Annotated in this window: 16 protein-coding genes; 6 read left to right on the plus strand and 10 right to left on the minus strand. The window is 65.6% G+C overall.

Annotated elements, in window-relative coordinates:
• The first annotated feature begins 103 nt into the window (after nt 1-103).
• Nucleotides 104-538 (plus strand): universal stress protein, encoded by a 435-nt coding sequence (locus BIO17B3_RS00965; protein ID WP_013105778.1) that lies wholly within the window; start codon nt 104-106, stop codon nt 536-538.
• Between the two features lie 25 nt (nt 539-563).
• Entirely contained in the window at nt 564-998 is a 435-nt protein-coding gene (locus tag BIO17B3_RS00970) for a universal stress protein (RefSeq protein WP_013105777.1), read from the plus strand.
• Nucleotides 999-1,023: 25 nt separating this feature from the next.
• Here BIO17B3_RS00970 and BIO17B3_RS00975 read toward each other — a convergent pair whose 3' ends face one another.
• The 3 genes from BIO17B3_RS00975 to BIO17B3_RS00985 all read right to left on the minus strand — a co-directional run bounded on the left by BIO17B3_RS00975 (nt 1,024) and on the right by BIO17B3_RS00985 (nt 3,735).
• A complete protein-coding gene (locus BIO17B3_RS00975; protein ID WP_156052639.1) occupies nt 1,024-2,007 on the minus strand; it encodes a dienelactone hydrolase family protein in 984 nt (327 codons plus the stop codon).
• 76 nt (nt 2,008-2,083) lie between these two features.
• On the minus strand, nt 2,084-2,656 hold the full coding sequence (locus BIO17B3_RS00980; protein WP_156052640.1) for a DUF1415 domain-containing protein: 573 nt from the start codon (nt 2,654-2,656) through the stop codon (nt 2,084-2,086).
• Nucleotides 2,657-2,664: 8 nt separating this feature from the next.
• Complete coding sequence (locus BIO17B3_RS00985; RefSeq protein ID WP_156052641.1) at nt 2,665-3,735, minus strand: adenosine deaminase; 1,071 nt, start codon at nt 3,733-3,735, stop codon at nt 2,665-2,667.
• A 123-nt stretch (nt 3,736-3,858) separates the two neighbouring features.
• On the opposite strand from BIO17B3_RS00985, the gene BIO17B3_RS00990 reads away from it, so the two are divergent.
• On the plus strand, nt 3,859-4,560 hold the full coding sequence (locus tag BIO17B3_RS00990; protein WP_156052642.1) for a pirin family protein: 702 nt from the start codon (nt 3,859-3,861) through the stop codon (nt 4,558-4,560).
• A 61-nt stretch (nt 4,561-4,621) separates the two neighbouring features.
• Here BIO17B3_RS00990 and BIO17B3_RS00995 read toward each other — a convergent pair whose 3' ends face one another.
• From BIO17B3_RS00995 to BIO17B3_RS01025, 7 genes are all read right to left on the minus strand, one after another.
• Complete coding sequence (locus BIO17B3_RS00995) at nt 4,622-5,716, minus strand: BMP family ABC transporter substrate-binding protein (RefSeq protein WP_156052643.1); 1,095 nt, start codon at nt 5,714-5,716, stop codon at nt 4,622-4,624.
• Between the two features lie 63 nt (nt 5,717-5,779).
• Nucleotides 5,780-6,700 (minus strand): ABC transporter permease, encoded by a 921-nt coding sequence (locus BIO17B3_RS01000; RefSeq protein WP_156052644.1) that lies wholly within the window; start codon nt 6,698-6,700, stop codon nt 5,780-5,782.
• A 12-nt stretch (nt 6,701-6,712) separates the two neighbouring features.
• On the minus strand, nt 6,713-7,768 hold the full coding sequence (locus BIO17B3_RS01005; RefSeq protein ID WP_156052645.1) for an ABC transporter permease: 1,056 nt from the start codon (nt 7,766-7,768) through the stop codon (nt 6,713-6,715).
• The gene (locus BIO17B3_RS01010; protein ID WP_156052646.1) at nt 7,755-9,299 is read right to left on the minus strand and encodes an ABC transporter ATP-binding protein; all 1,545 of its coding nucleotides are present in this window, start codon (nt 9,297-9,299) and stop codon (nt 7,755-7,757) included. The genes BIO17B3_RS01005 and BIO17B3_RS01010 overlap by 14 nt, the downstream gene beginning before the upstream one ends.
• 105 nt (nt 9,300-9,404) lie before the next feature.
• Nucleotides 9,405-10,754 (minus strand): guanine deaminase, encoded by a 1,350-nt coding sequence (guaD, locus tag BIO17B3_RS01015; protein WP_156052647.1) that lies wholly within the window; start codon nt 10,752-10,754, stop codon nt 9,405-9,407.
• 10 nt (nt 10,755-10,764) lie between these two features.
• Entirely contained in the window at nt 10,765-12,072 is a 1,308-nt protein-coding gene (locus BIO17B3_RS01020) for an NCS2 family permease (RefSeq protein WP_156052648.1), read from the minus strand.
• A 96-nt stretch (nt 12,073-12,168) separates the two neighbouring features.
• Nucleotides 12,169-13,095 carry a LysR family transcriptional regulator gene (locus tag BIO17B3_RS01025; protein WP_156052649.1) on the minus strand — a complete coding sequence of 309 codons (927 nt, stop codon included), beginning with the start codon at nt 13,093-13,095 and terminating at the stop codon, nt 12,169-12,171.
• A gap of 147 nt (nt 13,096-13,242) precedes the next feature.
• Here BIO17B3_RS01025 and xdhA point away from each other — a divergent pair, with 147 nt between their 5' ends.
• From xdhA to xdhC, 3 genes are read left to right on the plus strand one after another with little or no spacing between them, the layout of a single operon-like run.
• Nucleotides 13,243-14,835 (plus strand): xanthine dehydrogenase small subunit, encoded by a 1,593-nt coding sequence (gene xdhA / locus BIO17B3_RS01030; protein ID WP_156052650.1) that lies wholly within the window; start codon nt 13,243-13,245, stop codon nt 14,833-14,835.
• Between the two features lie 10 nt (nt 14,836-14,845).
• Complete coding sequence (gene xdhB / locus BIO17B3_RS01035; protein ID WP_156052651.1) at nt 14,846-17,356, plus strand: xanthine dehydrogenase molybdopterin binding subunit; 2,511 nt, start codon at nt 14,846-14,848, stop codon at nt 17,354-17,356.
• The gene (gene xdhC / locus BIO17B3_RS01040; protein ID WP_156052652.1) at nt 17,353-18,201 is read left to right on the plus strand and encodes a xanthine dehydrogenase accessory protein XdhC; all 849 of its coding nucleotides are present in this window, start codon (nt 17,353-17,355) and stop codon (nt 18,199-18,201) included. Before xdhB ends, xdhC begins: the two co-directional genes overlap by 4 nt.
• The last annotated feature ends 4 nt before the right edge of the window (nt 18,202-18,205 follow it).

The raw sequence follows: 18,205 nt of genomic DNA on the forward strand, positions 1-18,205 counted from the left end.
CCAATACATTCGAGGAGCAGCATATGGATAGTGATTGAGGCTTATATCCACCGCAATCCCGATCAGTTCACCTACAGCTCACCTACTCTAAACGGAGATCGATATGTATAAAAAAATACTCGTCCCCACCGACGGTTCCGACACCGGGGCCAAAGTGATTCCCCATGCAGTAGCTTTGGCCAAAAGCTGTGGCGCTGCGGTGGTGGGCCTCAACGTCACCGACCCGTATCCCTACTCCGGCCTGGCCGAAACCGTGCCCATCACGGCGGATCAGTACCGCGTGCACGTCACGCAAGAGGCTGAAGACGCCCTCAAGCCCCTGCAGGACGCCTGCAAGGCCGCTGATCTGGCCTTCGAGCCCATCATTGCCGAAGACATCCACCCCTGGAAAGCCATGCTCGACGTGGCCAAGGAGCGCGGTTGCGATCTGGTGGTGATCGCCTCCCACGGACGCCGCGGCATGCAAGCCCTGCTACTGGGCAGCGAAACCCAGAAGCTGCTGACCCATTCCACCATTCCGGTACTGGTCCTGCGCTGACCAGCCATTCAAAAGGAGCACTCCCATGTTCAACCATCTACTCTTGTCCACCGACGGCTCAGAGCTCGCGGACAAAGCGCTGCCCTACACCATCGAGCTAGCGAAAAAATTCGGCTCCAAAATCACCGTCTGCTCGGTCATCGATCTGTACCCCTACATCGGAGCGATCGAAGTCATGCCCGTCGGCATGGACCAGTGGCAGGACGAAGTTCGCAAACAGGCCAATGTGGCGCTGCAGCACATGAGCGAGCGCATCAATGCGGCCGGGCTGAGTTGCGACACCGTGGTGGAAGAAGACGCCCAAGCCTGGCGCGGCCTGCTCGCCGCCGCCGAAAAGCAGGGCTGCGACGCCATCGTCATTGCCTCGCACGGCCGCAGCGGCATGACCTCGGCCATGCTGGGCAGCCAGACCTCGCGGGTGCTGTCGCATTCCAAACTGCCGGTGCTGGTCGTTCGCTGAGGGCGTAGGCACCCCAAAAACCACCTCAGCCGCTGAGCAGTTTGTCCACCGGGAAAGTCTGCGGAAACCCTCGTTCCGTCTGACACATGCCGTCCTGCGGCGGCTCGTCGGCGGCGGCTACCACCTGATGCTGACGCAGCCAGGCCAGCGCGCGGTTCCAGCCGTCCTGGGCGTCCTTGGCGTTGTAGCTGGGCCGGTAGTCCGCGTGAAAACCGTGACCGGCATCGGGATACACCACGATTTCGGACGCCTTGGCCGCAGCGCTGCCGTCGGCAAGCGCCTTGCGCATCTGCTCGACTGATTCCTGCGTAATGCCCTGGTCTTTGCCGCCGTAAAGACCGAGCACGGGCGCCTTGAGTTCATTGGCGATATCCACCGGGTTCTTGGGCGCCAAATCAGAAGGCGTGCCGACCAGGCGGCCATACCAGGCCACGCCCGCCTGTACCGGCGCATGCGCGCAGTAAAGCCACACCATGCGCCCGCCCCAGCAGAACCCGGTGATGCCGACATGGTCCGCCTTGCCGCCATTGGCCAGCGCCCAGTTTCGGCAGGCGTCTAGATCCTGCATCACCTGGGCATCGGGCACTTTGGAGATGACCTTGCTCATCACCTCGGCGATGCTGCCATAGGCCATCGGGTCGCCTTGCCGCACGAACAGATCGGGCGCCAGCGCCAGATAACCCTGATGCGCGAAGCGCCTGGCGACATCGGCGATGTACTCGTGCACCCCGAAAATCTCCGACACCACCAGCACCACGGGCAGATCGGTTTTGCCCTTGGGCTGCGCCCGGTAGACCGGAATCTTCTGGCCGCCGGATTCGATCCGCAGCTCTCCAGCGAGCAGGCCGTCCGCCGAGGTTTGCACCACAGTCTGCGCGATCACCGGTCCTGCCGCTGCGGCGAAACCCACTCCCAGCGCGGTACGCACGAAATCACGCCTGGACAACTCGCCGTCGGGACGGCCCGGTGCGAGACTCTGGAATTGCGCCTTCAGATCTTCGTTCCACATCGCTGTCTCCTCACGTCGAAATGTGAACAAATGCTACAGCGAGCCAATCCAGTGATGCAGGTGGGGATAAATTGACCTACCCCGCCCCGCTCCGACACTGCGCCAGCAAGGCCGCGATGCCCTGCTTGCCGAGACGGCGCATCGTCGCCCGGTTGGCCTGGTAGATGGCGGCCGCTTCGGGAAAAGCGGCCACCGCGCGGTCGATGCTGGATTCACGGATGAGATGCAGCATGGGAAACGGCGAGCGATTGGTCGCGTTGGTCACGTCGTTCGGGCGAGCGCCGGCAAACCGATACTGCGGGTGAAAACTGGCGATCTGCAGGATGCCTCGCAGGCCAAGTTGTTCCACCCGCGCATCGGCCTCGTCGAGAAAGGCGTTGTACTGCGCGAAATGCGCGAGCGTGTGCGGGTGAATGAGCAAGGTGGTTTCCACCTCGTCGGGCGCGGTGCGCATCAGCAATTGCAGCTCATCGCCGAGGCGGCTCAGCAAGTCCTCGGGCATCGTGGCCTCGCAGTGCACATAGCGGATACGGCCTTTCACCTGCGGCGCCTTGGCAAAGGGGCACAGATTCAGCCCTATCACCATGCGGTCAACCCAGGCGCGGGTCTGCGCCACCACGGGATCGCTGAGCGATTGCGGGCGGTTCATGCCGTGCGTCATGCGGCTTGTCGCCACTGCGCATCGAGCTGCGCGATCCACAGCGCCTTGTCGCCATTGGCGGCGAAGCTCGCTTCGAGGCTGTTGCGCAGCAGCGCGTAGGCCTGCGGCGCACCCAAGGCGGGTTGCGCGGCGAACAACTCGGTCAGGTTGTCGTTGATATACCCGCCGAAATACGCTGGATCGTCGGAATTGACCGTGACTTTCAGCCCAGCGGCAAGCAGCTGCGACAGGTTGTGCTGTGCCAAGTCGGGCACCACGCACAGCCGCACATTCGACAGCGGGCAGACGGTGAGCGGCATCTGCTCACGGGCCAGACGCTGCATCAAGGCCGGGTCTTCGCTGGCGCGCACACCGTGGTCGATGCGCTCGACTTTCAGCACGTCGAGCGCGCCCAGCACATAGGCCGGCGGGCCTTCTTCACCCGCATGCGCCACGGCGTGCAGCCCCATTTCGCGGGCGCGGGCGAACACGCGGGCGAACTTCTCGGGGGGATTACCGCGCTCGGACGAATCGAGCCCGATGCCGATGAGATGGTCGAGCCAGGGCTGCGCGGCGTCGAGCATCTGCAAGGCGTCTTCTTCGGGCAGATGGCGCAGCACGCTCACAATCCAGCCGACGCTCAGACCGAGTTCGTCCTGCGCCCGCTGCGCCGCCTGGATGAAGGCCGGCATGAACACCTCGAATCCGACGCCGCGCACGGTATGGCTCTGCGGATCGAAAAACGGCTCCACGCGCACCACATGATCGCGCGCGGCGCGCTGAAAATAAGCCCAGGCCAGATCGAAAAAATCCTGCTCGGTGCGCAGCACATCGCACCCGGCGTAATACAGATCGAGGAAGGACTGGAGGTCGCTGAAGGCATAGGCCTTGCGCAGCGCCTGGACATCGGCATACGGCAGCGAAACGCCGTTGCGCTGCGCCAGCGCAAAGATCAACTCCGGCTCCAGCGTGCCCTCGATATGCACATGCAATTCAGCCTTCGGGCTGACGCGCAGCAAATGGTCAACGCGCTCAGCAGGCAAGGCGGCGATGTCTGGACGGGACGGGATGAGGTTGTCTGAAATCATTCGCACAGTTTAGGAGCAAGGCCTTGGAAATGCAGTTGCCTTCTCCCGAATTGCTGCCCTGCAAACCCCCTGCCCTTGCACTATGTTGTGCCTTACAAATCCAACTTACAACAGGAGCACGGCATGATCGAACGCAGACCGTTTGAACAACTCGGCGGCGACCGCCTCTACTGGCTGGACACGCGGCACCACTTTTCATTTGCCGGGTATCACGACCCTCAGCGCATGAACTGGGGGGCGCTGCGCGTCTGGAACGATGACACCATCGCGCCATCGACCGGGTTTGCACCCCACCCCCACGCCGACATGGAAATCATCACTTATGTCCGCGAGGGCGCCATCACGCATGAAGACAGCCTCGGCAATCGCGGGCGCACCGAAGCGGGTGACGTGCAGGTGATGAGTGCCGGTACAGGAATCCGGCATTCCGAATTCAACCGGGAAGCAGTCCCGACAACCCTATTTCAGATTTGGATTCTGCCCAACCGTCGCGGCGTACCGCCAGCCTGGGGCGCCAAGCCTTTTCCGAAAACCGACCGATCCGGCCGGTTCATCGCCCTGGCCAGTGGCATGAAAGACGATGCCGAAGCGCTGCCGATCCGTGCCGATGCCCGCGTGCTGGGCGCAACGCTCAAGGTAGGCGACTCGGTCGAGTACGCGCTAGGCGCAGGCCGCAGGGCCTATCTCGTTCCTGCACGGGGAAAGGTGGAGGTCAATGGCGTGAGTCTGCAAGCTCGCGACGGTGCAGCCATCCGCGACGAAACCCTGCTGCGTCTGACTGCCCTCGAAGAGGCGGAGGTCGTGCTGGTCGACGCCGCGGCCTGAATGAAAACAGGCCGGATCATGCAGTCTCCGGCCCGTTTTCAGCCAGCAAAACTCGGGTGACTCACCGCCCGGGAACCTGGCCTTCCACACCCTTCACGTAGAACGTGATGCCGTGGAGGAATTTGTCGTCAGCCACCTGGCCCGCCGCCACCATCGTCTTGCCAGACTGGTCGACGATGGGGCCCTTCCAGATACTGAAGCTGCCGTTCTTCAGACCGGCCTCGCGCTCGAGCACGGTCTTTTTCAGCGCCTCCGGCACGGCGGGACTGATGTCCTGCAGTTGAATGGTGTCGTGCCTCATGCCCCACCAGTATTGCGCGGGTTTCCAGTCGCCCTTGAGCACTTCGGCGGTGAGCATTTCATACAACGGCGCCCAGTTGATCGTGGCCGAGGCCAGATGCGATTTGCCACCAAACTTGCTCATATTGCTGTCCCAGCCAAAACCGTATTTGCCCATTTTGGCCGCGGTTTGCAGCACGGCGGGCGAGTCGGTGTTCTGGAACAGCACGTCGGCGCCCTGGTTGATGAGCGAGGTGGCGGCCTCGGTTTCCTTGGGCGGATCGAACCATTTGTTCACCCATACCACCTTGGTCGTGATCTTGGGGTTGACCGACTGCGCGCCCAGGGTGAAGGAGTCGATGTTGCGAATCACTTCGGGAATGGGCACTGAACCCACCACGCCTAGCACGTTGGTTTTGGTCATGCCGCCAGCGAGCACCCCGGCGAGGTAAGCGCCCTCATAGGTGCGGGCGTCGTAGGTGCCGACATTCTTGGCGGTCTTGTAGCCGGTGGCGTGCTCGAACTTGATGTTCGGAAAGTCTTTGGCCACGCGCAGCACCGATTCCATATAGCCAAAGCTGGTGGCGAAAATCAGGCCGTCGCCCTGCTGCGCCAGATCGCGGAACACGCGGGCCGAATCCGGGCCTTCGGGCACGCTCTCCACGAACTGCGTCTTGATCTTGTCGCCAAATTTGGCCTGCAGCGCCAGGCGAGCCTGGTTGTGCGCAAAGCTCCAGCCGGCATCGCCCACCGGGCCGACGTAGACGAAGCCGACCTTCAGCGGATCGGTGGCATGCGCTGGCGCCGTGCTCATCGCCAGCACACTGGCCACAGCCGCAAGCGCGACCAGCGGTTTTTTCAACAGGGTTTTCAACATGGAGTCCTCCATAAAAGTGATATCAAACTGCATACAAAAATTGGGCCCGCGTGCGCGAAAAGCTCAGCCTCCAGGAGTGAACGGCTTGCCGATGGACGAAGGCATGTTGATGCGGATCCACAGCGGGTTGCGCGACATCAGCGCCAGCACCACGATGGTGGCAATGTAGGGCAACATCGACAGGAATTGCGACGGAATCTGCACCCCGCTGCCCTGAAAAAAGAACTGCAGCATGGTCACCCCCCCGAACAGATACGCGCCGAGCAGCACGCGGGCCGGGCGCCAGGTGGCGAAGGTGGTCAGCGCGAGCGCGATCCAGCCCCGCCCCGCCGTCATGCCCTGCACCCACAAGGGCGTGTAGATCACGGAAAGATAAGCCCCCGCCACGCCCACCAGCGCGCCGCCGCACATCAGCGCCAGCAAACGGATGCGCCGCACCGGGTAGCCCAGGGCATGCGCCGATTCGGGGGACTCGCCCACCGCGCGCAGCACCAGGCCGGCACGGGTGCGGTCGAAGAACCAGATCAGACCAAGGGCCAGCAGCACCGTGAGATAGACCATCAGATGATGGCGGAACAGCGCCGGGCCGATGAAGGGCAGATTGCTCAGCCCCGGAATGTCCCACGGCTGAAAGTTGGGCAGGGTCTTGCCCACATAGTCAATGCCGATAAAGGCCGACAGCCCGGCACCAAACAGCGTGAGCGCCAGCCCGGTGGCGTATTGATTGGTGTTGAGCCAGATCACCAGCAGCCCCAAGGCGCCGGCCATCAACGCGCCGGCCGCGGCCCCCGCGCCGAAGGCGGCCCACTGATTGCCGGTATGCAGCGCCACGGCAAAGCCGATGACCGCGGCCATCAGCATCATGCCCTCGGCGCCGAGGTTCACCACCCCCGACTTTTCGTTGATCAGCAGGCCGAGCGAAGCCAGCGCCAGCGGCGTGCCCGCGCTCAGGGTGGTGGCGATGAGGGAAGCGGCCATATCCATGCGTGATGTCCTTCAGCGCTTGAAACGGATGCGGTTGTAGATCAAGGTATCGCAGGCGAGCAGCGAAAACAGCAGCAGGCCCTGGAACACGCCCGTCATCGCATTGGGCAGACCCAGTCGCGACTGCGCCAGTTCGCCGCCGATGTAGAACATCGCCATCAGCGCGCCCGACAGCACGATGCCCACCGGATTGAGTCGGCCGACGAATGCCACGATGATGGCCGCGAAACCATAGCCCTGCGAGACCTGTGGCGTGAGTTGCTGCAGCGGGCCGATGGCGTCGAGCGCCCCGGCCAGACCGGCGAACCCGCCCGACATCAGCAGCACCGTCCACAGCGCCTTGCGCGAGGAATACCCGGCGTAGCGCGCCGCGCCCGGCGCCAGCCCGCCCACCTGCAGGCGAAACCCGGCCACGCTGCGAAACAAAAACAGCCACACCAAACCCACTGAGACCAGCGCGATGGGGAATCCCCAGTTCAGCCGCGTGCCTTCAATCAAATGGCCCAGCAGCGTGGGATCGGCAAACATTTTGGTCTGCGGAAAGTTGTAGCCCTCCGGGTCTTTCCATGGGCCATACACCAGATAGTCGAGCAGGTATTGCGCGACATACACCAGCATCAGGCTGACCAGGATTTCGTTGGCGTTGAACCAATCGCGCAGCGCAGCCACCAGCGCCGCCCACACCATGCCGCCCAGAATGCCGGCCAGCAAAATGGGCAGGACGATGACATGCGAGGTGTGGTCGCCCGCCAGCAGCGCCACGCCGCCGCCGAAAATCGCACCGAGGATGTACTGCCCTTCAGCGCCGATATTCCACACATTGCTGCGATAACAGGCCGCCAGCCCCAGGCCGATGAGAATGAGCGGCGTGGCCTTGAGCGCCAGTTCCGACAGGTTGTAGGCGCTCTTGACCGGCTCCCAGAAAAACATGCTCAGGCCGTGGACCGGGTTCTTGCCCATGGCCAGAAAAATGCCCACGCCGAAAGCCACGGTAATGCCCAGAGCCAGCAGCGGCGACAGCCACACCATCCAATTTGAAGGCGCGCCCCGGGGCTCAAGCCGCAACATGGGCCACCTCCGTTGCGGTTTGCGCGCTAGTGGCCGGGCCTTGCGGCCACAGCCCACTCATCCACATGCCGATCTGCTCGACCGTGGCGTCGGCACGGGCGATGGAGGGCGACAGCTTGCCGCGCGCCATCACCTGCAGCCGGTCGGCAATTTCAAACAGTTCGTCGAGTTCTTCCGAGATGACCAGCACGGCGCAGCCCCCGTCGCGCAACGCCAGCAGCTCGGCGCGGATCTGCGCCGCCGCGCCCACGTCCACGCCCCAGGTCGGCTGCGCAACGATCAGCACGCGGGGCCGACCGAGTATTTCGCGGCCCACGATGTATTTCTGCAGATTGCCACCCGACAGGCTGCGCGCCGCGGCCTGCGGTCCGCTGGCTTTGACGCCAAAGCGCTGAATGACCGCCTGCGCCTGCTCTCGCAGGGTCTGGCGGCGGATCAGGCCCCGCGTCGTCGCCTCGGCGGGGCGCGCGGTCAGCAGCATGTTCTGCTCCAGCGACAGCACCGGCACTGTGGCTCTTCCCAAGCGTTCCTCCGGGATGAAGTGCAGCCCGCGCTTGCGGCGCTGCCCCGGCCCGAGCGCTCCCACCGGCTCGCCCGCCAGCAGCACGGCCGCGGGACGGGCGCGCCGGTCTTCACCCGACAGCGCGGCGAGCAATTCCTGCTGACCATTGCCCGACACCCCGGCGATGCCCAGAATCTCTCCGGCCCGCACCTGCAGCGAAAGATGGTCGATGGCCACGCTGAACTCGCCATCGCCCGGCAGGGCCAGATCGTCCACCTTCAGCAGCACCTCGCCCGCCTGCGACGGGCGGTGCTGCAGCTCGGGCGGATCGGCGCCGATCATCAGCCGCGACAGGCTGGCTTCGGTTTCCTGGGCCGGATCGACACGGCCGCTCACCCTGCCCGCACGCAGCACGGTGCAGTTATGGCACAGGCTGCGGATTTCGTCGAGCTTGTGGCTGATGTAGAGAATGCTGCAGCCGTCTGCCGCAAGCTGGCGCAGCACCACGAACAGTTTTTCGACCGCCTGCGGCGTGAGCACCGAAGTCGGCTCGTCGAGGATGAGCAGCTTGGGATCGGCCAGCAGGCAGCGAATGATCTCAACCCGCTGGCGCTCACCAACCGACAGGGTGTGCACGGGGCGGCGCGGCGCGCAGTCCAGCCCGTAACGCGCCGAGATGTCCGCAATGCGGGTTTCGATTTCCGCCAGACTGACACCGCGCCCCAGTCCCAGCCAGATGTTCTCGGCGGCGGTGAGGGTGTCGAACAGCGAGAAGTGCTGATACACCATGGCGATGCCCAGCTCGCGGGCCATGCCGGGATTTTTCATGCGAACGGGCGTGCCGTTCCACACAATGCTCCCGGCATCGGGCTGCACCGCGCCGTAGATGATTTTCATCAGCGTGGACTTGCCCGCACCGTTCTCGCCCAGCACCGCATGGATTTCCCCGGGCTGCACCGCCAGGCTGATGTCGTCGTTGGCCTTGACGCCGGGATAGGACTTGCTGATGTGTTCGAGCGCGAGCCGCATGGAGGAAATCGAATGAAGCGGAAAGACGGAATGCCGGATTGTCCTATACCTGACCCTGCGCAGATGCGGCCCGCAGCCCCAAACGATGCTGGCCTGAAGTTGTCTCTACCCCGGCCGGTATCGCAACTGCCCCAGCACATAGGTGGCCGCGACATTGCGTTCGTCGGCCAGTAGCATCCACGCGAACAAACGCTCATGCAAGCTGCGTGCCACGTCTTGCCGCCGCTGCTGCACGGCACCCTCGGCCCAGCGCCACACCACCACGTCTGCCGCGGTGCCGGGGGCGAAGTGGCCGATCTCGTGCTCCAACTCGAGGGCGCGCGCCGCGCCCCGAGTGGCGGCGTAAAGCCCCTGCCAGGCCGTCATGCGCTGGCCCTGCAGCGCCAGCACCTTGTAGCCATCGGCCAGGGTGCGCAACTGGCACAGGCTGGTGCCGCCGCCCACATCGCTGGCCGGGGCGACGCTCACGCCCGCGGCCTCGGCTTTGGCCCAGTCGAACAGGCCGCTGCCCAGAAACAGGTTGGACGAAGGCGAGAAGGCAATGCTGCTGCCGGCTTGAGCCATGCGTTCGCGATCGGCGTCGTCGAGCCAGATGCCGTGCGCCAGCACGCTGCGGCGGGTGAGCAGAGCGTGGCGGTCGTACACGTCGAGGTAGCTGCGGCTGTCGGGAAACAGCTCGGCGATCCAGCGCACTTCGTCGCGGTTCTCGGCCACATGCGTCTGCATATACAGCCCGCCAGCGCGCTGGGCGTAGCGCTGCAGCAAGCCGCCGGCCATGGCCAGTTGCGCATCGCTGCTGGTGGCGGCGAAGCGCGGGGTCACGGCGTAGGCCAGGCGGTCGACACCATGCCAGCGCTCGATCAGCTCGGTGCAATCCTGCTCGGCCTGCACGACGTCATCGCGCAGATCGGCCGGGCAGTTGCGGTCCATCAGCACCTTGCCGGTGATGAGTCGCATGCCCAGCCGTTGACCGACTGCGAACAGCGCCTCGCTGCTGGTCTTGTGCACCGTGGCGAACACCAGCGCCGACGTGGTGCCGTGCGCCAGCAGCGCGTGCAAAAATCGCTCCGCCCCGAGGCGGCTCTGCTCGGGGTCAGCGTAGCGCGCTTCGGCCGGGAAGGTGTAGCGCTCCAGCCAGTCGAGCAGCGCCGCACCGAAGGAGGCGATGACATCGAGCTGCGGCGCGTGCACATGGGTATCGATGAAGCCCGGCAGCACCAGATGGCCGCGCCAGTCCTGCCGCGCCCAGCTCGCGTCGGGGGGCTCGTCGGCGGGCCGCACCGCATGCACGCGGCCCTGCTCGATCAGCAGCCAGCCGTCGGGCTCGAAGCGCACGGCGCCGGTGGCGTCTTCGCTCCAGCCGGGGTCGCGCAGGAAGTAGAGAATGTCGCCGCGCAACGCCATGCGAGCTTGGCCGGGGGCGACGGTAGAGGCCAAAGTGTCCACAGCAGTCATCGATCGTCAGTCAGTCGGAGGGAAAGAGCGCGTAGCGCAGCAAAAACAGCGCCGCCACCACCCACAGGGCCGGATGCACTTCTCGTGCCCGCCCGGTCAGCAGCTTGAGCGCGGCGTACATGATGAAGCCAAACGCCAGGCCGTTGGCGATGGAATAGGTGAACGGCATGATCAGCGCCGCCAGCGCCGAGGGTACCGATTCGGTAATATCGCTCCAGTCGATCTCCAGCAACTCGCGCATCATCAACCCGGCAACGTAGAGCAAGGCCGGGGCCGTGGCGTAGGCGGGCACGACGGCGGCCAGCGGCGCGATGAACAGCGCGGCGAGGAACAGTACGCCCACGGTCAGCGCCGTGAGCCCGGTTCGGCCGCCCGCCTGCACCCCGGAAGCGCTTTCGATATAAGCCGTGGTGCTGCTGGTGCCCAGCAGCGAGCCGGAGAAAATGGCCAGGCTGTCGGCAAACAGCGCGCGGCCCAAACCGCTCTGCCCGTCCTTGGCACCGTCTTTCAGCAGCCCGGCCTTGCGGGCGATGCCGGTGAGCGTGCCGGTGGCGTCAAAAATTTCCACCAGCACGAACACCAGAATGATGTGAAAAAACCCGGCATGCAGCGCGCCCAGAATGTCGAGCTTGAACAAGGTCGGTGCAATGCTCGGCGGCATCGACACGATGCCGTGATATTGGGTCAGCCCCAGCGCCATGCTCGCCAACGTCACCGCCACAATGCCGATGAGAATGGCGCCGCGCACCCGCCAGTAGTCGAGCAGCGCAATCAGCAGAAAGCCGCCGGCTGCCAGCACCACCGGCAGCGAGGCCAGATTGCCCAGCCCCACCTTGGTGGCCGGATTCGCCACCACGACCCCCGCGTTCGATAGCGCGATAATCGCCAGGAACATGCCGATGCCCGCGGCAATGGCGCTGCGCAGCGACTTCGGAATGCCCGCCACCAGCCACGACCGCACGCCGGTGATGGTCAGCAGAATGAAGATGCAGCCGGAGATGAAAACCGCCCCGAGCGCCTGCTCCCAGGTGAAGCCCATCCCCTTGACCACAGTGAAGGCGAAGAAGGCGTTCAGCCCCATGCCCGGCGCCAGCCCGATGGGCCAGTTGGCGACGAAGGCCATGATGAAAGTGCCCAGGGCGGCCGCCAGACAGGTGGCGACGAACACGGCGCTGGCGTTCATGCCCGTGGTCGACAGAATCGACGGGTTGACGAAGATGATGTACGACATGGTGAGAAAGGTCGTCACTCCCGCCAGAATCTCGGTGCGCACATCGGTGCCGTGCGCATCGAGCTTGAACAAAGTTTGCAGATTCATGAACAGTCTCCTGGGTTTTAACGCCTCGCTCAGGGTGGCGAGGTCGATAGGCCCGTGCCGCATCGGCGCGGGGTTGAGAAGGAGTTGAGGAGGAGGTCAGCCCGGTCGGGGGTCGGCGGCCTCACGAATATGCGCACGCAGCCAGCGGTGCGCGGCGTCCAGATGCACGCGGGCGTGCCACAGCAAGTAATAGGTCAGCGGCGGAAACGGCACCGGGCAGGGCAGGATGTGTACCGGCAAACCGGCATCCACATAGCGTTGGCAGAAGCGGCGCCCGGTGGTCAGCACCAGCAGGCTGCGCGCCACCAGCCCCGGAATCAGGTTGAAAAAGGCGCAATGCACCGTGACATTGCGCTGCAGCCCCAGATGGTGCAGATGCTGGTCGATCACGCCTTCGCCCACTGCGCGCAGCGGCGACGGCGCAACATGCTCGGCCTGCAGGTACTGCTCCAGATCCAGACCGCGCCGCAGCGCGGGGTGATCGGCGGCGACCAGACAGACGATTTCATCTTCGATCAGCGGCGCAAGGTGCAGATCCTGCGGCGGCTCCAGCCAGTTGCCCAGCACGGCATCGACATCGCCAGCGGCCAGTGCGTGGCGGTAATCCAGCGTGGCCGACAACGGCAGTACGTCCACCCCGCACAGTGGCGCTTCGCGTTTGAGCGTGGCGATGAGCTGCGGCAGAAAGGCCGGGTCCATATAGTCGGCCGCCACCAGTCGAAACTGCCGCGTGCTGTGCATCGCATCGAACGGACTGGCGCCGCCGAGCAAGCGCTGCGCTTCCCGCAGGATGCAGGCGCTCGGTTCGATCAGGCTGGCGCCGAAGGCCGTGGGCACCATCGCATTGCCGCTGCGCACCAGCAGTTCATCGCCGGTGATGCCGCGCAGGCGACGCAGCGCGGCGCTCACGGCGGGCTGGGTCGAGCCCAGCCGCATGGCGGCGCGGGAAACGTTGGATTCGGTCAGCACGGTATGCAGTACCCGGATGAGATGCAGGTCAATGGAGTCCAGCGCATTGTTCATGGTGCAGCCCCTTGCGGCATCAGCCGCTTCGCATGTTTTGTATACAGTTCAGCATATGTCAATCGCGCCGGATCGTGGCCCAATACTTGCAGCATCGTGCTTCACTCTGTTTTCACATTTCCACCGCCTGATGGCCCGCAACCTGCCATGAACACCCAACCTATCCGCTTCGTCCATCGCGGCCAGATCACCGAAGTCAGCGATCTGCCCATCACGACCACCGTGCTGCAGTGGCTGCGCGAGCATGCGCACCAGTGCGGCACCAAGGAAGGCTGCGCCGAAGGCGATTGCGGCGCCTGCACCGTGGTCGTGGCGGAGCTGTCAGACGGCATCAACCAAGATTGCGCCGCGGTGACCGTGGGGGCTTTGCAGCTACGCCCGATCAACGCCTGCATCCGCTACTTGCCCACGCTGCACGGCAAGGCGCTGTTGACTGTCGAAGACCTTCAGCAACTCGCCCCGGGTCGTGCGCTGCACCCGGTGCAGCAGGCCCTGGTCGACTGCCACGGCTCGCAGTGCGGCTTCTGCACCCCCGGCTTCGCCATGTCGCTTTACGCAAGCTACGAGCGCCACCAGGGCTCGGGCACGCGGCCCACGCGGCAGCAACTCGCCGACGATTTGTCGGGCAATCTGTGCCGCTGCACCGGCTACCGCCCCATTCTCGATGCGGGTCAGGCGATGTTCGAGGCGCCAGCGGCGCGGCTCGACCCCGAGCCCCTTGCCGCGCTGCTGCGCCAGATCGCCGAACGCACGACCGAGCCTTTTGTGCACGCCGCGCTCAACCCCGCCTATCCCGATGCGCGCGGTCAACCCCGCATCGACCATTTCATCGCGCCACGCACCCTTGAAGCTTTTGCCGCCGTCCGGGCCGAACGGCCAGAGGCCAGACTGCTGGCCGGCGCCACCGACATCGGCCTGTGGACCAATAAGCAGTTCCGCGACGTGGGCGATCTGCTCTATCTGGGCTATGTGCGCGAGTTGCATGCGGTGGAACACGACGGCCCCCAGCTTCGCATCGGCGCGGCCGTGCCGCTGGAAGATGCCTGGGCCGCGCTGGTGCAGCACTGGCCCGAGCTGCGCGAGATGGCGCTGCGCTTCGCCGGTCCGCCCGTGCGTCACGCCGGCACCCTGGGCGGTAATGTGGCCAACGGCTCACCCATCGGCGACAGCGCGCCGGTGCTGCTCGCGCTCGACGCCGTGCTGCTGCTGCAGCGCGGGCCGACCCTGCGACGGCTGCCGCTTGCAGACTTCTATCTCGACTATATGAAAAACGCCCTGCAGCCCGGTGAGTTTTTGCGGGCCATCGAGTTGCCTATGCCCACCCCGAGCGAAACCCCGCAGCAGGTGCTGCGGCTGCGCGCCTACAAACTCTCCAAGCGCTACGACTGCGACATCTCGGCGGTGAGCTGCGGCCTGGCCCTGCGGCTGGATGCGCAAGGCCACGTCAGCCGCGCGCGCCTGGCCTTTGGCGGCATGGCGGCGGTGGTCAAGCGCGCGGCGCAGGCCGAAGCCGCGCTGCTGGGCCAGCCGTGGAGTGAAGCCAGCGTGCGCGCGGCCATGCAGGCGCTCGACGCCGACTTCCAGCCCTTGACCGATCTGCGCGCCAGCAGCGCCCATCGGCAGCGCGTGGCGCGCAATCTGCTCTGGCGATTCTGGCTGGAAACCCGTCTCGAAGCGCCCCTGCCTGCCAGCCAGACCAGCGTCTGGTCTGGCCTGATGCCCGCGCTGCACACGGTTTGAGGAGCGCACCATGAACAAACCCCACGACCTCTTAGCCCGATCTCCCGCCATTCCGAACTTTTCCCGCCAGGACAACACGCCGTGGAGCGAAGCCGAATGGCCCGCCCTGCGCGAGGGCGCCCGAGTCGGCGCCACCCCGCCGCCGGGCCGCCCCAAGGCGGGGTGCGCCCCCTTGGGGGGCAGCGACCGCGAAGCGGGAGCGTGGGGGCCGTCCACTCCGCCGCACGAATCGGCGCATCTACACGTCAGCGGTCAGGCCACCTACACTGACGACGCGCCCGAACTGCACGGCACACTGCACGCGGCGCTGGGGCTTTCTTCCCTGGCGCACGGCAAGCTGCTCGGCATCGACCTCGCCCGCCTACGCGCCCAGCCCGGCGTGGTGGCCGTGTTCACCGCAGCCGACATTCCGGCGACGAATGACTGCGGCCCCGTGGTGCACGACGACCCGATTCTGGCCGACGGCACGCTGCGCTTCGTCGGTCAACCGGTCTTCCTGGTTGTGGCCACCACGCAGACCCTCGCGCGCCGCGCGGCGGCCCTGGCACGCGAGGTGATCCAGGCCGAGGCCCTGCCGGCGGTGCTCACCGCTCGCGAAGCCCATGCCCAGGGCCAGTATGTGCTGCCCCCCATGCACCTGACGCGCGAGACGGCGCCCAGCGAACTCGAACGGGCGATCGCCTGCGCCCCGCATCGCCTGCAAGGCAGCTTGAGCGTGGGCGGGCAGGAGCAGTTCTACCTCGAAGGCCAGGTGGCCTATGCCATGCCCACCGAAAACTCGGGGCTGCGCGTGCTGTGCTCCACCCAGCACCCCAGCGAGATGCAGCATGTCGTCGCCCACATGCTGGGGTGGATGCAGCATCAGGTGCAGGTGGAATGCCGACGCATGGGCGGCGGTTTCGGCGGCAAGGAATCGCAGTCGGCGCAGTTCGCCTGTTGCGCGGCGCTAGCCGCCCACTTGCTGCAAAGGCCGGTGAAGCTGCGGCTCGACCGCGACGACGACTTCCTCATCACCGGCCGGCGCCACGGTTTCGAGTACGACTACGCCGTGGGCTTCGATGACGACGGTCGCATCCTCGCCTACGAGGTGACCTTGATCGCCAATGCCGGGCATTCCGCCGATCTCTCCGGCGCGGTGCTCACCCGGGCCATCTGTCATGTGGACAACGCTTACTGGCTGCCCAATGTCGCCATCCACGGTTTCGTCGCCAAGACCAACACCCAGAGCAACACAGCCTTCCGCGGTTTCGGCGGTCCGCAAGGCGCCCTCGTCACCGAATTCGTGCTCGATTCCATCGCCCGCAAATTGGGGCATGACGCGCTGCAGGTCCGCCGCGCCAACTTCTACGGCATCGGCCGGAACAACCACACGCCCTACGGCCAGGGTGTGATTGACAACGTCATCTCCCTGCTGGTGGACCAGCTTGTGCAGAGCGCCGACTACGCCGCGCGCCGCACCGCCATTACTCGCTTCAACGCCCACAGCCCGGTGCTCAAGAAGGGGCTGGCGCTCACCCCGGTCAAGTTCGGCATCTCGTTCAATGTCGTGCACCTGAACCAGGCGGGCGCACTCGTCCACATCTACACCGATGGCAGCGTGCTAGTGAACCACGGCGGCACCGAGATGGGGCAAGGGCTGAACACCAAGGTGGCGCAAGTCGTCGCCGAGGAACTGGGGCTGGATTTCGCCGCCGTGCGCTGCACCGCCACCGACACCCACAAGGTGGCCAACACTTCGGCCACCGCCGCCTCTACCGGGGCCGACCTCAATGGCATGGCCGCACTCGACGCCGCGCGCACCCTGCGCCAGCGCCTAGCGGCGTTCGCCGCCGAACGGCACGGCGGCCGCACCGAGTCGGTGCGCTTCAGCGGCGGCATGGTGCACGCGGGCAACACCACCCTGCCCTTTGCCGCCCTGGTGCAGCAGGCCTATCTGGCCCGGGTGCAGTTGTGGAGCGACGGCTTCTACACCACGCCCGACCTGCATTGGGATGCCAAGACGCTTACCGGCCACCCGTTCTACTACTTCGCTTACGGCGCCGCGGTCAGCGAAGTGCTGGTCGATACGCTCACTGGCGAATGGCGCTTGCTGCGCGCCGACCTGCTGCACGACGCCGGCAAGTCGCTCAACCCGGCCATCGATATCGGGCAGGTCGAAGGCGCGTTCATTCAGGGCATGGGCTGGCTCACGATGGAAGAACTGGTGTGGCATCCGAAAACCGGGCGGCTGCTCACCCACGCCCCCAGCACCTACAAAATTCCCACCGCCAACGACTGCCCGCCCTCGTTTCGCACCGCGCTGTTCGACAACCCCAACGCCCAGCCAACCCTCCATCGCTCCAAGGCCGTCGGCGAGCCACCGCTGCTGTTGCCCTTCTCGGTGTTGCTGGCCATACGCGATGCCATTTCCGCCGTCGGCGACCATCGCATCGACCCGCCGCTGCGCGCGCCAGCCACACCTGAAGCCATCCTCGACGCCATCGAGGCGGTGCGCATCCAGCAGAGTTCGACAGCGCCATGAAACGCGAACCCGCACCGCTCAACCTGCTTGACGGCGAACCCGCGCAGGCGCCCTGGGTCTGCGTCACCCTCAGCCGGGTGCGCGGCTCCGCGCCGCGCGAACAAGGCGCCTGCATGCTGGTGGGCACCACACAAACCCGCGGCAGCATCGGCGGCGGACATCTGGAATACAAGGCCATCGCCACCGCGCGGCAACTGCGGGCACGATGGGCCGCCGGGGCGCCAGCCGAACCCCACCTCGAAAGCCACGCCCTCGGCCCCGCGCTTGGGCAATGCTGCGGCGGCCACGTCGAGCTTCGCTACGAGCTCGCGACCAGCAGCGCGCTTCCCGTTCCCGCCCCGCTGTTCCATCTTCAGCTATTTGGCGCGGGCCATGTCGGTCGGGCGCTGGTGCGCGCCCTGCGGCCGCTGCCTTGTCACATCGACTGGATCGATGAGCGCGAGCAGGAGTTTCCGCTAGACGCCTTCGCGCCCGAAGTCGGCGGCGAGTGGCCCTCCACGCTGCGCGTGCTGGCGGTGGACGCCCCGGAAGCCGAAATCGCCACCGCGCCGCCCGGCGCGTTCTATCTGGTGATGACCCACAGCCACGACCTCGACTTCCAACTGGGCGAAACCATTTTGCGACGCGCCGATATCGGCTGGTTCGGCCTTATCGGCTCCGCCACCAAACGCGCCCGCTTTCTGCGGCGCTGGCGCGAACGCGGTGTTTCCGAGTCGGCGCTGGAGCGGCTGGTCTGCCCAGTGGGCATCCCCGGCATTCCGGGCAAGGCGCCAGAGGTGATCGCCGCCTCGGTGGCGGCGCAGTTGCTTCAGCTTGCCGGACAGGTCGGCAAACAAGCAGGCTGACGGA

Origin of the sequence: Thiomonas sp. OC7 (assembly GCF_900634595.1) — a bacterium.
Taxonomy (GTDB): Bacteria; Pseudomonadota; Gammaproteobacteria; order Burkholderiales; family Burkholderiaceae_C; genus Thiomonas; species Thiomonas arsenitoxydans.

Coding starts and splice junctions, on each gene's coding strand:
- BIO17B3_RS00965 (WP_013105778.1), top strand. CDS start 104: ATGTATAAAAAAATACTCGTCCCCACCGACGGTTCCGACACCGGGGCC.
- BIO17B3_RS00970 (WP_013105777.1), top strand. CDS start 564: ATGTTCAACCATCTACTCTTGTCCACCGACGGCTCAGAGCTCGCGGAC.
- BIO17B3_RS00975 (WP_156052639.1), bottom strand. CDS start 2,007: ATGTGGAACGAAGATCTGAAGGCGCAATTCCAGAGTCTCGCACCGGGC.
- BIO17B3_RS00980 (WP_156052640.1), bottom strand. CDS start 2,656: ATGAACCGCCCGCAATCGCTCAGCGATCCCGTGGTGGCGCAGACCCGC.
- BIO17B3_RS00985 (WP_156052641.1), bottom strand. CDS start 3,735: ATGATTTCAGACAACCTCATCCCGTCCCGTCCAGACATCGCCGCCTTG.
- BIO17B3_RS00990 (WP_156052642.1), top strand. CDS start 3,859: ATGATCGAACGCAGACCGTTTGAACAACTCGGCGGCGACCGCCTCTAC.
- BIO17B3_RS00995 (WP_156052643.1), bottom strand. CDS start 5,716: ATGTTGAAAACCCTGTTGAAAAAACCGCTGGTCGCGCTTGCGGCTGTG.
- BIO17B3_RS01000 (WP_156052644.1), bottom strand. CDS start 6,700: ATGGATATGGCCGCTTCCCTCATCGCCACCACCCTGAGCGCGGGCACG.
- BIO17B3_RS01005 (WP_156052645.1), bottom strand. CDS start 7,768: ATGTTGCGGCTTGAGCCCCGGGGCGCGCCTTCAAATTGGATGGTGTGG.
- BIO17B3_RS01010 (WP_156052646.1), bottom strand. CDS start 9,299: ATGCGGCTCGCGCTCGAACACATCAGCAAGTCCTATCCCGGCGTCAAG.
- guaD (WP_156052647.1), bottom strand. CDS start 10,754: ATGACTGCTGTGGACACTTTGGCCTCTACCGTCGCCCCCGGCCAAGCT.
- BIO17B3_RS01020 (WP_156052648.1), bottom strand. CDS start 12,072: ATGAATCTGCAAACTTTGTTCAAGCTCGATGCGCACGGCACCGATGTG.
- BIO17B3_RS01025 (WP_156052649.1), bottom strand. CDS start 13,095: ATGAACAATGCGCTGGACTCCATTGACCTGCATCTCATCCGGGTACTG.
- xdhA (WP_156052650.1), top strand. CDS start 13,243: ATGAACACCCAACCTATCCGCTTCGTCCATCGCGGCCAGATCACCGAA.
- xdhB (WP_156052651.1), top strand. CDS start 14,846: ATGAACAAACCCCACGACCTCTTAGCCCGATCTCCCGCCATTCCGAAC.
- xdhC (WP_156052652.1), top strand. CDS start 17,353: ATGAAACGCGAACCCGCACCGCTCAACCTGCTTGACGGCGAACCCGCG.